We start from the raw sequence: 14,173 nt of genomic DNA, 5'->3' as shown, positions 1-14,173 counted from the left end.
GCTGACATGGCACACGAATCAGCAAAACGCTCCATGAAGATCCTCATCTGCGGCGGCGGGATCGCGGGGCAGGCGTTGGCGTATCGGCTCGGGCGAAGCGGTCACCGGGTCGTCGTTGTCGAACGTTTCTCGGCGCTACGGGCGACCGGTGCGCAGGTCGATCTGCGCGGCCAGGGCATCGACGCCGTCGAGCGGATGGGACTGCTCGATGTCGTCAAGAGCAAGCTCGTGGACGAACGCGGCGTCGCGCTGGTGAACGCTCAGGGCAAGGTACGGGCGACGATCATGGCCAACACGTCGGGCCAGGGCCGCCAGTCGCTGACGTCGGAGTACGAGATCATGCGCGGCGACCTGGTGCGCATCCTGCATGATGCGACGAAGGGTGACGTCAAGTACGTCTTCGGCGTCAGCGTGGAGCGCTTCGAGCAGGACGAAAACCGAGTCTTCGCCCACTTCTCCGACGGCTCCACCGGCGAATTCGACCTGCTCGTCGGAGCGGACGGGCAGGGATCACGTATCCGCCGAGCCATCCTGCCGTCCGGTTCGCCCGATCCGTACTGGCCGGTGGGCATCCACATGGCGTACTGGTTCATTCCGCGGATCGCCTCCGACGGCAACATCCGCGACACCTACAACGCGCCGGGCGGCCGAATGATCATGCGCCGCAGCCACAATCCGACCGAGACGCAGGTCTACTTCGTACTGCGGGAGAACTCCGCGGAAGCCTCGGCCGTGCACCGGGAACCCGTCGAACGTCAGAAGCAGTTCTGGACGCAGCGATTCCACGACGCGGGATGGCAGACCGAGCGCTTCCTCGACGGCATGACCACGACCGAGAGCTTCTACTCGCAAGAGGTCTTGCAGGTGCGTACCGATACCTGGTCCAAGGGGCGCGTGGTCTTGGTCGGCGATGCCGCGCACTGCGCCTCCCCCTACAGCGGCATGGGTGTCTCCGGCGCTCTGGTCGGCGCGTACGTCCTGGCGGGCGAGATCAACCGCAATCCGGATGACCTGCCCACGGCCCTGGCGAATTACGACAGCACCTTGCGGCCGTTCGTCGACGAGATTCAAGCCACCGTGAAACCGCGGCTACTCCGATTGGCCATGCCCACAAGCCAACTCGGCATCGACGCCCTGCACACCGCGGCGGCGGTGGCCTGCTCGCTGCACATCCCCGATCTCCTCGCGCGGTTCGCGAAAGAGGACCGCGGCGGTGCTTGGACGCTCCCGGATTACCCGGACCGCGCCGCCGAGACGACGGAACCGCTCACCGAGCCCCCGGCACCACAGGCGTCAATCGCGGCACTGGCGGCAGTGGCGGCAGTGGCGACGAGCCGGGCACGGAATGGAACGCCGCGATCATGAGTGCGGCGAAGCGGCGGGAAGCCGCGAGGCGTGCCGCCGGGGTGCTCGCCTGAATGCCGTTGTTGGCCATGATCAGCAGGATGAAGTCGTCCAGGACGACGTCGGAGCGCAGCTGGCCGGTGTCCTTGGCACGGCGAATCAGTTCGGCGGCGCCGGTCAGCGAGGAGGTGCGGATCGCAGCGAAGTCCATCGCGTGTGGGAAGGCGGACATGAAGGCCGCGGAGAAGCCGTGATCGCGAGCTTGTAGCTCACAGAGCTGCTCGACCGCGCGGCAGAAGCCGTGCCAGGGATCCGGGTCGGCGAGCCCGTCGTCCACGATGGACCGGCAGGCGAGCATCTGGTCGGTGAACGCCTCGGCGACCAGCAGCTCCTTGGTCGGGAAATGGCGGTAGAGGGTGGCGGGGCCGACCCCGGCGCGACGGGCGATCTCCCGCATCGGCACGTCGAGGCCGTCGGCGACGAACACCGCGCGCGCCGCCTCGAGGATGCGTTCGCGATTGTCCCGGGCATCGGAACGCTGGGTGTGAGGCAAACGAGTGGTCACCTCTCTCACTTTAGCTAAACGGACGGGGGCGTCCGTTACGTTCGAATGGTCAGTCTCGATCGAACAGAACACGGAGACACCAGTGAAAGCAGTGATGGTTCAAGAGTTCGGCGCTCCCGAGACCCTTGTAGTCGTCGATCTCCCCGACCCGACTCCGGCCGCCGGACACGTGCTGATCACCACCGAGGCGATCGGCGTCGGCGGTCTCGACGCGCTGATCCGCAGCGGGGCGCTGACCGCCTACGGATCCACACCCGGTGGCATCCTCGGCAGCGAGGTGGTCGGCACGGTGGCCGAAGTCGGTGAAGGTGTCGACGTCGCGTGGGTCGGTCAGCGCGTGTGGGGGTTCACCGGTGTGAGCGGCGGCTACACCGAGCGCGCGCTCGCCGCGGCCGAGACGCTCGTCCCCATCCCGACGGGCCTGTCGGCCGTCGACGCGGTGACGCTCGGCAGCTCCGCGATGGTGGCCCACTTCGCTTTGCGCCATGCGCATTTCGCTCGCGGTGAATCGGTGCTGGTGCGTGGCGCGGCCGGTGGCATCGGCGTCATGGCGGTCCAACTCGCGGCGCGCGGCGGCGCCGGCGCGGTCGCGGTCACCACCTCGTCGGCCGAACGTGGCGAGCGACTGCGCAAGCTCGGCGCGACGCATGTGCTGGACCGCAGCGGCCTAGGCGCGGAAAACGCTCCGGCGGGCTACAACGTCATCATCGACATCGTCGCCGGTGCGGACCTGCCTTCGTTCTTCGACAGGCTCGCGCCGAACGGCCGCATGGTGGCCGTCGGTGCGATGGCAGGCATGCCAAAAGCGGACTTCGCCGAACCAATGATCGCGGCCTTCCAGAAGTCCCTGTCATTCGCCACCTTCAGCGCCGACACCGTGCCCTTCTCCGAACGCCAGGCCGCGACTGCCGAGCTCTTCGCTGCCGCTAGCCGTGGCGAGCTGAAAGCTGTTGTGCACGAGGTACTTCCCCTCGACCAGGTTGTCCTGGCCCACCAGAAGATGGAATCCGGTGAGGTATTCGGCCGAATCGCGCTCACCTCATCGGGGAGTTAGCCGACGCCGTGGCTCGCAGTAGCACCACCACCCGCTCATTCGCCGATCGCGCGTTCTGCCGCGCATTGTCATGGTCCACAGCGGATCTCGCGAAGGCCTGCGGTGTCGCTGGGGCTGGTCAGGGGAGGTCGAAATCGGTGGGTTCGGCACGGAAAACGGTGATTTGGCTGTCCGGTGGCGAGTCGTCCGAGTCGTAGTCCATGAAACCGCCGTTCGACACGTCTGGTTGCCCGCTCCAGAAGTTCCGAGTGACGGACAGGGCTTCGTAGAGCGGTCCGGCGTCCCGCAATTCCCAGGTTGCGGCGTCGCCGCTGGTGATAGATACACCTGAGGCGGCGGCGATGGTGTCGAATCCGCCGGGTATTGCGATGCCGTCCAGGGAGATCCGGGCTGTGGTGCCGCGCTGTCTGGCGATGACGATCGTGCACGTGGTGAATCGTCGGACTGCGGTGACGAGTTGCCACGTGTCACGCCACACACCGGTGCTGGCCAGCATCAACAACGCGGCGCGGGTTTCGGCCAGCTGTCGGTACTCTTCGCTGCTCCCATCTTTCGCGGCGAAGACGAACGACGACTCCGAGGTGAAGGTCAGCTCCGCAGTGAGCCCGGGGACCCCGGCATTTGCCGTGTATTCGATGGTGGCGCCACGCTGGAGCGTCACGGCGTTCGGTCCGGTGCGCGTGACCGTCGCGAGTTTGGTGCCATTGAGCATGGCTTTGAGGGTGGTCTCGACGTTCAGGATGCCGGTTCGCGGTGCTCGGGACACGACGTCGCCGACACGGAGCGGGCGGTCAGGTAGCCAAGTTGCCAGCACACCCTGGTTCTCGAACAGCGTTCTGCCGTAGGTGGAACCGACCGCGGATCGTGCCATCGTCACTCCTGAATCGTCCGGGGTTCATCGGGACGTGCTCAGTTGACGACACTATGCCCCCGGATATCAAGCAGTGTGGGTTGTTCGAATGACTGTGCTGGGGGTTCGCCGTCTCTACGCTTGAGTTCCGGCGCGTTCTGCGTTTGCCGTTGGCGTAGCGAGTCGGTTCGGGCGGCGGACCGAGGTCGGGTGGGACCGTTTTGCTTCAGTAGGAGGTTGCGGTGGCTGGTCATTCGGTTGTTCGGTGGGTCGCGCCGGTGACGGTCGGGCATGCGGGCGGGCGGGGCGCGTGAGCATGTCTGCGGACACGGTGATCGAGCTGGTCGAGCGGGGCGCTGGGCCGGATGGGTCGTTCACGGTCCGAGTGGTCTACCCGGGCGAGGGTGTCGAGCACGACGTGACGGTGACCGATCCGGCGTCCCCGGAGGATGAAGCGTTGCTGGGGTGGTACTTCGAGCAGCATCTGCGATACCCGTTCCTGGATAGCGATCGACGCGCCGCTGCCGTAAAGGTATTACGTGAATACGGGATCGCGTTGTTCGAGCAGGTATTCGGAGGGCCGGCCGGGTCCGGGTATCGAAAGTTGCGATCACACGGATTCGACCGATGCCGCATCGAGATAGTCGGGACCGCTGGACTGCACCAACTGCATTGGGAGGCGTTGTTCGACCCGGAGTTGGATACCCCGTTGGCGGTGCGAGTACCAATCAGTCGACGAGTTCAGTTGCAGCCGAAGAAGTTCGAGATAGCCGGGCCTTGGCCAACGCTGAACATTCTGCTGGTGACCGCCCGCCCCCGCGGCGCCGCCGATGTCGGATACCGAACCATCTCACGCCCCCTGATCGAAGCAGTGCGACAGGCATCCCTGCCGGTACGAGTCGATGTCGTACGCCCAGGAACCTGGAAAGCGCTGAAAGCACATCTGGAGGCCACCCGGGAGGAGCACAAGTCGTCGGGGTGGTACCAGTTGGTGCACTTCGACGTACACGGCGCGTTCATCGAACACTCCGCGCTGACCGCAGGCACACGCGCGGGCCGATACCTGTTCGCTCCAGAAGATCGGACCGAATTCGTTGGCAAGCAAGGGTTTCTGTTCTTCGAGTCCGCCGAGGCGGGCAAGGCCGATCCACGGTCAGCTGGTGAAGTGGCGGGACTACTGGCGGAGCATCGGGTGCCGACGGCGGTCCTGAATGCATGTCAGTCGGCCAAGCAATCCGACAGCGAAGCCGCGCTAGCCCAGCAACTTGTGCAGGGCGGAGTACCGGTAGTCGTGGGGATGGCGTATTCGGTGACGGTGACCGCGGCGGCATTGGCGATGCCGGTCCTGTACGAACGGCTCGCCAAGGGCGCCGAACCCGAGGCCGCATTGCAGGTAATGCGCCGACAGTTGTTCGACGATCCAGATCGGCAAGGCTACTTCGATCAGATGCTGCCCCTTGCTGATTGGGTGTTGCCGGTGGTGTTTCGACAACGCGCGGTGAGCCTGGGGCTACGCCAGATGACGCTGAAGGAGACCGACGCGTTCAATACCCGTCAAGCCGCGGTGGGTGACGAACCGTCGCTGCGTTACGGGTTTGTAGGCCGGGATTTGGATGTCCAGGCGATCGAGCGAATGCTGCTCGTCGACCCTGCACGCAATCAGATCCTGGTGCGCGGTATGGCCGGCGCGGGCAAATCCACCCTGCTCGCACACCTGGCGTGGTGGTGGCAACACACCGGCCTGATCGAGGAAGTGTTCACCTTCAGTTACGAGCATCGAGCGTGGACACTGGATCAGATCGTGCGCACGATAGCGGCCCGCCTGTGGCCGGACAAAATAGAGTTCGCGACCTGGGGCTCACTGTCGGAGCCCGCCAAACGCGAACACGTCGCACGAGCGCTGCGCTCACAGCGGCATCTGTTGATCATCGACAACGCCGAATCGATCACCGCCGCACCTGCCGCCATCCCCCACGCCCTGTCCGACACCGAACAAGAAGCACTGCGAGCCTGGATGTCTCGGCTACGTGCGGGCCGGTCGTTAGTGGCTTGGGGATCACGGGAAGCCGAATCCTGGGTTGCCGCCGATAGTTTCGGAACCAACATCTACGAGCTGGGTGGGTTGGACCCGCAAGCGGCGTCGATGTTGGCCGACCGCATCCTGACTCACCACAACGCTACTGCCTACCTGCAAGACTCCGGCCAACGCGATGCCCTCACCGAACTCCTGAAACTACTCGGCGGGTACCCCCTGCCACTGGAAGTGGTGCTACCGAACCTGGCCACCACGCCTCCCCTCACAGTGCTCACGGAGTTGAATACCGGTGGCGCCACAGCGGATCCGGTCGGGTTGATCAGGTCAGCGATCGACTACAGCTACGGCAAACTCGACCCCACCCTGCAACGCTCGTTAGCACTGATGGCCCCGTTCACGGCCGTCATACCCGACGGGAAGATCCTCGCCATCTATCAACAACTGCTCGGCGCGACCGAACCAGCCGAGGATCCTTGGGGCACTCTAGATCTCCAGGCAGGGGTAGCCGCGGCGGTGGAGATCGGTTTGGCCACCGAGCACGAAACCCTGGCCGGGTGGGTACAGGTGGTACCGGTGCTGCCCTATTTCCTGCGCCAAGCCCTGCACGACCATCCCGCATGGTGGCCGATCGCCCTGCAAGCCCACTACCAACTCCACGCCCGCCTCGGCCCGACGCTTGACGCGATGATCACCAGCAACGACCCCGACCAACGATCACTCGGTCGGATGGTCACCTACGCCGACTATGCCAACCTGAGAACCGCGATCGACACCGCACTCGACCACGGCCACCTTGTCATGCCGGTGCTGTGGCCGATCGACGGACTACTCGACCAAACGCGTCAGCACGCCATCCGTGAACAGCTACTCCGCCGTGTCGTCACAGTCATCCAAACCCGTACCGAGCCGACCAGTCGCCGCGAACTACCCGCCCTGTTGCACCAGACCGGCATGGTGGCGCAGGAGCGACGACGGTTCGACCAAGCCGAGAACTACTACCAGCAATCCCTCGAGCTGAAGCTGGAGTCCGACAACCGGCGCGGTGCCGCGATCACCTACCACCAGTTGGGCAGGGTGGCCGAGGAGCAGCGACGGTTCAACCAAGCCGAGAACTACTACCAGCAATCCCTAGACTTGAAGCTGGAGTTCAACGACCGGCACGGTGCCGCCAGCACCTACCACCAGCTGGGTATGGTGGCGCAGGAACGGCGACTGTTCGACCAAGCCGAGAACTACTACCAGCAATCCCTCGAGCTGGAGCTGGAATTCGACAACCGGCGCGGTGCCGCGATCACCTACCACCAGTTGGGCAGGGTGGCCGAGGAGCAGCAGCGGTTCGACCAAGCCGAGAACTACTACCAGCAAGCCCTAGACTTGAAGTTGGAATTCGACGATCGGCACGGTGCCGCGGTCACCTACCACCAGCTGGGTATGGTGGCGCAGGAACGGCGACTGTTCGACCAAGCCGAGAACTACTACCGGCAAACCCTCGAGCTGCTGCTGGCGCTCGACGACCGGCACGGTGCCGCGCCCACCTACCACCAGCTGGGCATAGCGGCGCAGGAGCAGCAGCGGTTCGACCAAGCCGAGAACTACTACCAGCAAGCCCTAGACTTGGAGTTGGAATTCGACGACCGGCACGGTGCCGCGATCACCTACCACCAGTTGGGCAGGGTGGCCGAGGAGCAGCGACGGTTCAGCCAAGCCGAGAACTACTATCAGCAAGCCCTCGAGCTGTTGCTGGCGCTCGACGACCGGCACGGTGCTGCGGTCACGTACCACCAGCTGGGCATAGCGGCGCAGGAACAGCAGCGGTTTGACCAAGCCGAGAACTACTATCGGCGAGCCCAGCGGGGATTCCACGACACCGGCGATGAACGCAAAGCATCGAACACGGCGACCACGCTGGGCAGTCTCCTGGCTGATTCCGGCCGACACGGCGAAGCCTTTGCCGTGCTAATGGAGGCGGCAGTCAGCTGGTGGCGACTGACCGACAGCTTCGATCCCATTGACATTCGACTCCTGGCCAAGGAACGGCGGCAGCTCGATGAGAACATCGTCCACATAGCTCTGAGCTCGCTCGCCCCCGCGACCGCCACCGAACTCACACGACAGCTCGACGAGCACGACGAGCACGACGAACCATAGGCAGATACACAAAGGCCTGCCATCCATCGCCGGCACTGACCGAAACCTGATTGTCAGGGGTCCGAGCCCATTGGCGGCCGGCACCGGTCCGGTTATGAGCGGCTCGGTGAATCGTCAAGCTGGTAGCCGAGTTTCACGTCGTGGTTGACTTCGCCGCCCGCGACAGTCACTTGGCTGGTTGATGGGGGGTAGCCGCGGGCCACGACGGTGTACTGACCTTGAGGAAGGTCGGTTACCAGATAGCGGCCGTTGTCGTCGGTACGGGCAGTGGCGGTTACGTCGCCGGTGGTGTTCAAGACACTGATCTGGGCGTCGGGGACAGGCCGGCCGCCTTCGGCAACGGCGGAGCCGACGAGTACCGCCATCGGGTACATGTCGATGTCGTGCCGAAGCAGGCCTGCTTCGGGGACGCTGAGAGTGGTGGCGCTGGGGCGCATGTGTTCGGCTACGGCGACCAATGTGTATGTGCCGGAGACGATTCCGTGGCAGGTGTAGCGGCCGTCGGCGGTGGTGGTTGCGGCGCCGACTACCTCGCCGCGCAGGTCGGTCAGGGTGATGGTGGCGCCGTAGAGGGGGGTGCCGCGGGCGGCGGAGCGGACGGTGCCGGACAGCTCACCGGAGCCGAGGAGGGTGAGGTCGAGGTGTTGTGCGCGTTGGCCGACGGAGACCGTCACGGCGGCGGGTTGATGGCCGGTCGCCGAGATGATCAGTACGTAGTTGCCGCTCTCGGGTACGCCGATGACGTAGCTGCCTTCGGAGTCTCCGGTCGCCCGCGAAACCTGATGTCCCCGTTGGTCGATCAGGGTGAGTGCGGCGTCGGGCACCGGATGACCGTTTTCCCGGCGGATGCGCCCACCGATCGCGCCGTCACCGTAACCCGCGAACTCTTCCGACGTATCGAGCACGGTCACCGTGGAACCGGTTGCCGCCATGGCAAATTCGTGCGATCCGTTGCCGCGGTGCTCGGCGGGCGCGTGCCTGCCGACGGCCCCGGCCAGCACCGGTTCGGGTTCGGAGAGCACCTGCGCGGCACCTTCCCAGATCTGATCCTCATCCCAACTCGACGCCGCGACAGTCGGTTTCGCCCGCGCCGCGACGGGCACCGGATCATCCTGCAGCGGAATCTCTTTCATCAACATCAACACCAGGCAGGCGAGCAGCGCCACCCCTGCGGCAACGTAGAACACACCGTGCATGGAGTTGGTGAATCCGATCAGGATCGGAACCTTCAGCTCTTCCGGCAGTGCTTCGATGCCGCTGGTATTGCTCTGCATGTTGCTGAGCTGTTCGGCATCGAAGCCAGGCGGCAACGCGCCGCCGAACGCGTCGATGATCTTGTTCGGCAACAGGTTGAACAGGATCGTCAGGAACACCGCGACACCGAGGGTGCCGCCCATCTGCCGGAAGAAGCTCGCCGCCGCGGTGGAGACCCCCATATCCGAACGGGGACCGGCGTTTTGCGCCGCGATGACCAATGTCTGCATGCAGAAACCGAGGCCGAGCCCGATCACCGCGCTGTAGGCCAGCGGCTGCCACAGCGTGCTGTCGTAGTGCACCTGCGCATACAGCGCTGAGCCGACAGCGGTGATGAAAGTGCCTGCCACGGGCAGGATCTTGTAGCGGCCGGTCCACTTGGTGATCCGGCCGCCGAGCTGTGAGCCGACCGTGATACCGAGCACCAGCGGCACCATCAGCAGTCCGGCATTGGTCGGCGTGTAACCGCGCACCACTTGGAAATACTGCGGCACCATGGTGATCGCGCCGAACATGGCGACACCGACGATGAAGCCACCCACGATGGTGACACTGAACGTCGAACTCTTGAACAGCCGCAACGGAATCAACGCCGCGTCCTTCATGAGGAACTCGACGAGCAGGAACAGCAGCAGCCCGCCCGCGGCGACCCCGTAGCAGAGCAGCGACCGATGCGACTCCCAACCCCAGTGCCTGCCCTGCTCCGCGACAACCAGCAGCGGCACGGTGCATATCGTCAACGCCACCGCGCCGAACCAGTCGATGCGGTGATTCTGCCGCTGGTGCGGCACATTCAGCACCTTGGCGACCACCAGCCAGGCGAGCACGCCGACCGGCACGTTCACCAGAAACACCCAGCGCCACCCCGCGATGCCGCCGAGCGTGTCGAGGTCGGAGAAGAAACCGCCGAGCACCGGGCCGAGCACCGTGGCGCAACCGAAAACCATCATGAAATAGCCTTGGTAGCGCACCCGTTCGCGCGCGGGCACGATGTCGCCGACGATGGTGAACGCCAACGACATCAGGCCGCCGGCACCGAGACCCTGGAACGCGCGGAACCCGGCGAGCTCGTACATCGAGGTGGCGAAGGTGCAGGCCACCGAGCCGACGATGAAGAGCCCGATCGCGGTGAGATAGAACGGCTTACGCCCGTAGATGTCGGCCAGCTTGCCGTACAGCGGCGTGGTGATCGTCGCGGTGATCAGGTAAGCCGTTGTCGCCCAAGCTTGTTCATCGAATCCGTGCAGGCTGTTGGAGATCTTGACGATCGCCACGCTGACGATGTTCTGGTCGAGGGCGGCCAGGAACATACCGAGCAACAGACCGGACAGGATGGTCAAGATCTGCCGGTGTGACAGTGCGGTGCCCGCGCCCGCTTCCAGGCCCGGCGGCGTTGCCTGGGTGGTGGAATTCGTCATGTGCGCCCTAATTCTGGTCGGCTGCGTTGTCAGCGGTTTTCCTCGAACACGCGCATCCCCTCGCCGGTCGCCGCAAATACCCGTGCGCGGCCGTCGAACGGGGTCGGCTCAGCGCTCGGCCAAGCCTTGTGCCACAAGCGATCTGCTCTAACTACTGCTGGTAAAACTCTCAGCGGTGCAACAGCTCGGCGAGCTTACCGGTGCACTGCGGGCCGCCAATCGGCGTGGGCCCACCCCATTTTCACCAGCAGACCTACCAAAACTGCGCAACTAGTTGCTAACGCAAACAATACAGCCGCGGATCGGGCGGTCGCGACCGAGGTGGGGTTCACCCGAACCAGCGCCGCGCCCGGCGCGACACCCGCCGCAGCCGGTAAGGCTCGGCCGCGTCCGCGGAGACGGTAATGTTGGCACGTCGCGTGGTACAAGGCCCGGAGGGTGCGCCGCGCGAATGTGGGTATTCCGCGTTAGTCGTATTTGACGACGGCCGAACAGGTCGGCGCGGATGGAAGGAGACCGGAGTCGATGCTTTCCGGGCAGAGTGGGCAGTTGGGCCTCCTCGGCGACGGCAACGGCGAGGCCCGCACAACAGCACCGATTCCCGAGCGCCGACCAGACCGTGCCACTGTCTGGAGCTGGCCGGAGTTGTCGGTGTTGTTGGTCGAGGACGATCAGGCCGATGCCTTGCTGGTCGAGGAGTTGATCGCCGACGGCGCGCCGGGCCTGCCGATGCGGTGGGTACGGTCCGCGGCCGAGGCGCGTGCGCTGCTGGCCACGCAGCTACCCGACTGTGTGCTGTTGGATCTGCATCTACCCGACGCACAGGGGCTGGAGGCGCTGGCCACGGTGCGCGAGTACACCGACCAGGTCGCGGTCGTCGTGCTCACCGGGCTGGATCAGGAGCAGATCGGGCTGGCCGCGGTCGCCGCGGGCGCCCAGGACTACCTGGTCAAGGGCCGGGTCGAACCCGAATTGTTCGGTCGTGCACTGCGTTACGCCATCCAGCGTAAACAGGCCGAGCGTGCCGCGGCGGCGCTGCGCACCAGCCAGATGCGCGCGCAGGAGAACGCGCGACTCGAACGCGGCCTGCTGCCGACGCCACTGCTGCGCGGCGAACGCTCGGTCGACATCGTCGCGCGCTATCGCCCCGGCCGGGCCAACGCCCTGCTCGGCGGCGACTTCTACGACGTGGTGCAGCAGGCCGACGGCACCGTGCACGCACTGATCGGCGATGTCGCGGGCCACGGCCCCGACGAGGCCGCGACCGGCGTTGCGCTCCGTCTGGCCTGGCGCACCCTGGTGCTCAGCGACATCTTCGGCATCCGGCAGTTGCAACTGCTGGAGGAGGTACTGCTGGCCGAACGCACCGGCAAGCAGACCTTCGCCACCCTGACCAGCCTGGTCCTGCGTCCCTGCGATCATCGCGTCGTGGTCACCAGGGCCGGGCATCCGGGCATGCTGCTGCGCACCGGCTCGAACGTGGACTGGGTCGAGGTGCCCGGCGGTCCCGCCATCGGTTTCCTGCCGGGCCGGGCCGAATGGTCCGCCTACGAGATCACGCTGCCCGTCGGTTCCGGCCTGATGCTGTTCACCGACGGACTGTTCGAGGGACACACCGACGCGAGCCAGGACCGCCTCGGCGAGGAAGGCCTGCTCGAGCTCGCCCGAACGGTCACCGCCGCGGAACCCGCGGTCTTCGTCGACGAGCTGATCCGGCGGGCCGAGGAGCTCGCCGAGGCGCACGGCGGGTTGGAGGACGACGTAGCGGTTATGTACTTGCAGTGGAATCACCGAGACCTGAATCAGGACAATCGATGACGACTTCCCCCAGGGAGCAGTCCGTGGCCGGTCGATTTACCGTGCAGGGCTGGTTCATGCTCGTGCTGGCCCTGATGGTGATCCTGGTGATCATCGGCACGGCGGTCGGCGCCCAGCAACTCGCCAAGACCAACCGGGTCGCCGACCGGATCGTCGAGAGGGTGCAACCCGCCACCGCGGAGACCTACCGGCTGCAAGGCGCGCTGCTCAACCAGGAGACCGGCATCCGCGGCTACGCCATCGGTGCCGACGATCAGTTCCTCGCACCGTATTCCGACGGGGTGCGGGACGAGGAGCGGGCCGCGGCCGCGATCCGCGGGCTGCTGAGCGACCGTCCGCAGCTGCTCGCCGATCTCGACGCGGTGGAACGGGCGGCCGCCGACTGGCGCACCGGTTACGCCGAGCCGCTGATCGCCGCGGTAGCCGCCCGCGGCCCCGCCGCCTCGGATGAAGCGGCGGCCGCGCGCGGCAAGGCGACCTTCGACAACCTCCGCACCCTGTTCGCCACCCAGAACGCCGACCTGACCGCCGAGGTCGACCGGGATCAGGCCGATCTGAAAAACACTCGTGCGGTACGAGATGCCGTGCTGGCGGGCATGGTCGTCGCCTTCCTGTTGGCGGCGGTCGCGCTGACCATCCTGGTGCGCAAGCTGATTACTCGCCCGCTGGACTATCTGGAGGAAGCCTCCCGGCGCGTCGCCGACGGCGACTTCGACCACCACATCAGCGCGCACGGACCCGCCGACCTCGCCACCGTCGCGGAGGCGGTGGAAGGCATGCGCCGCAAGGTCGTCGCCGAGTTGGCGTCCTCCCGTGTCCAGGAGGCCGTGCTGGCCGCACAGACGGCCGAGCTGGATACCCAGACCAACGAGCTGCGCCGCTCCAATGCCGAGCTCGAGCAGTTCGCCTACGTCGCCTCGCACGATCTGCAAGAACCACTACGCAAGGTCGCCGCGTTCTGCCAGCTGCTGGAGAAACGCTACGGCGACCAACTCGACGAGCGCGCAACGCAATACATCGACTACGCGGTGGACGGCGCCAAGCGGATGCAGGTGCTGATCAACGATCTGCTGACCTTCTCCCGGGTCGGCCGCGTCATCGACGGCAATGTGCCGATCGGTCTCGACCAGACCCTGGACAAGGCGATGACCAACCTCTCGGTATCCGTGGAGGACACCGAGATGCGGCTGGAACGCCCGGACGAACTACCGAAGATCACCGGCGACCCGACGCTGCTGACCATGCTGTGGCAGAACCTGATCGGCAACGCGATCAAGTTCCGCGCGCCCGATCGGACACCGGTGGTGCAGTTGGCATGTGTGGCCGACGGTGACACCGACGGCTGGCTGTTCTCGGTGTCGGACAACGGGATCGGCATCCCGCCGGAGTTCGCGGAGAAGGTGTTCGTGATCTTCCAGCGGCTGCACAGCCGGGAGGAGTACACCGGCACCGGCATCGGGCTCGCGCTGTGCAAGAAGATCGTCGAGCACCACGGCGGCCGGATCTGGCTCGATACCGAATACACCGGTGGTACGCGCTTCTGGTTCACGTTGAACTCGCCTGTGTCGCCTGAGGAGACAGGCGAACTCGGTACGCCCGGGGAAACCGGCACACTAAGCGAGACCAGTCCAGCTGACCCGGCAGAACCATCCCCCGATAAGACCCTCTCTCAGTAAGCCTATTCCCC

8 protein-coding genes are annotated in these 14,173 nt (G+C 65.6%); 5 read left to right on the top strand and 3 right to left on the bottom strand.

Annotated elements, in window-relative coordinates:
- The first annotated feature begins 6 nt into the window (after window positions 1–6).
- Window positions 7–1,365 (top strand): FAD-dependent monooxygenase, encoded by a 1,359-nt coding sequence (locus ACQPW1_RS17805; RefSeq protein WP_433663792.1) that lies wholly within the window; start codon window positions 7–9, stop codon window positions 1,363–1,365.
- Here the strand turns inward: ACQPW1_RS17805 and ACQPW1_RS17800 are convergent.
- On the bottom strand, window positions 1,268–1,909 hold the full coding sequence (locus ACQPW1_RS17800; protein ID WP_433663791.1) for a TetR/AcrR family transcriptional regulator: 642 nt from the start codon (window positions 1,907–1,909) through the stop codon (window positions 1,268–1,270). The genes ACQPW1_RS17805 and ACQPW1_RS17800 overlap by 98 nt on opposite strands.
- An 82-nt stretch (window positions 1,910–1,991) precedes the next feature.
- On the opposite strand from ACQPW1_RS17800, the gene ACQPW1_RS17795 reads away from it, so the two are divergent.
- Window positions 1,992–2,963 (top strand): zinc-binding dehydrogenase, encoded by a 972-nt coding sequence (locus ACQPW1_RS17795; protein WP_433663790.1) that lies wholly within the window; start codon window positions 1,992–1,994, stop codon window positions 2,961–2,963.
- 118 nt (window positions 2,964–3,081) lie between these two features.
- On the opposite strand, the gene ACQPW1_RS17790 is transcribed toward ACQPW1_RS17795, so the two are convergent.
- Window positions 3,082–3,834 (bottom strand): hypothetical protein, encoded by a 753-nt coding sequence (locus ACQPW1_RS17790; RefSeq protein WP_433663789.1) that lies wholly within the window; start codon window positions 3,832–3,834, stop codon window positions 3,082–3,084.
- A gap of 295 nt (window positions 3,835–4,129) precedes the next feature.
- Between ACQPW1_RS17790 and ACQPW1_RS17785 the strand changes: the two genes are divergently transcribed.
- On the top strand, window positions 4,130–7,996 hold the full coding sequence (locus tag ACQPW1_RS17785; RefSeq protein ID WP_433663788.1) for a tetratricopeptide repeat protein: 3,867 nt from the start codon (window positions 4,130–4,132) through the stop codon (window positions 7,994–7,996).
- A 92-nt stretch (window positions 7,997–8,088) separates the two neighbouring features.
- On the opposite strand, the gene ACQPW1_RS17780 is transcribed toward ACQPW1_RS17785, so the two are convergent.
- Complete coding sequence (locus tag ACQPW1_RS17780) at window positions 8,089–10,668, bottom strand: MFS transporter (protein WP_433663787.1); 2,580 nt, start codon at window positions 10,666–10,668, stop codon at window positions 8,089–8,091.
- A 525-nt stretch (window positions 10,669–11,193) separates the two neighbouring features.
- On the opposite strand from ACQPW1_RS17780, the gene ACQPW1_RS17775 reads away from it, so the two are divergent.
- Window positions 11,194–12,486, top strand: a complete 1,293-nt coding sequence (locus tag ACQPW1_RS17775; RefSeq protein WP_433663786.1) for a PP2C family protein-serine/threonine phosphatase — start codon at window positions 11,194–11,196, stop codon at window positions 12,484–12,486.
- Window positions 12,483–14,162 carry a sensor histidine kinase gene (locus ACQPW1_RS17770; RefSeq protein WP_433663785.1) on the top strand — a complete coding sequence of 560 codons (1,680 nt, stop codon included), beginning with the start codon at window positions 12,483–12,485 and terminating at the stop codon, window positions 14,160–14,162. Before ACQPW1_RS17775 ends, ACQPW1_RS17770 begins: the two co-directional genes overlap by 4 nt.
- Window positions 14,163–14,173 lie beyond the last annotated feature (11 nt).

This window comes from Nocardia sp. CA-128927 (genome assembly GCF_050955855.1).
Taxonomy (GTDB): Bacteria; Actinomycetota; Actinomycetes; order Mycobacteriales; family Mycobacteriaceae; genus Nocardia.
Note: the sequence above shows the minus strand (reverse complement) of the source record. Positions and strands in the feature narration are given on the sequence as shown.

Excerpts from the sequence above, each read along its gene's own strand:
- ACQPW1_RS17805 (WP_433663792.1), top strand. The coding sequence starts at position 7 with ATGGCACACGAATCAGCAAAACGCTCCATGAAGATCCTCATCTGCGGC.
- ACQPW1_RS17790 (WP_433663789.1), bottom strand. The coding sequence starts at position 3,834 with ATGGCACGATCCGCGGTCGGTTCCACCTACGGCAGAACGCTGTTCGAG.
- ACQPW1_RS17775 (WP_433663786.1), top strand. The coding sequence starts at position 11,194 with ATGCTTTCCGGGCAGAGTGGGCAGTTGGGCCTCCTCGGCGACGGCAAC.
- ACQPW1_RS17780 (WP_433663787.1), bottom strand. The coding sequence starts at position 10,668 with ATGACGAATTCCACCACCCAGGCAACGCCGCCGGGCCTGGAAGCGGGC.
- ACQPW1_RS17785 (WP_433663788.1), top strand. The coding sequence starts at position 4,130 with ATGTCTGCGGACACGGTGATCGAGCTGGTCGAGCGGGGCGCTGGGCCG.
- ACQPW1_RS17770 (WP_433663785.1), top strand. The coding sequence starts at position 12,483 with ATGACGACTTCCCCCAGGGAGCAGTCCGTGGCCGGTCGATTTACCGTG.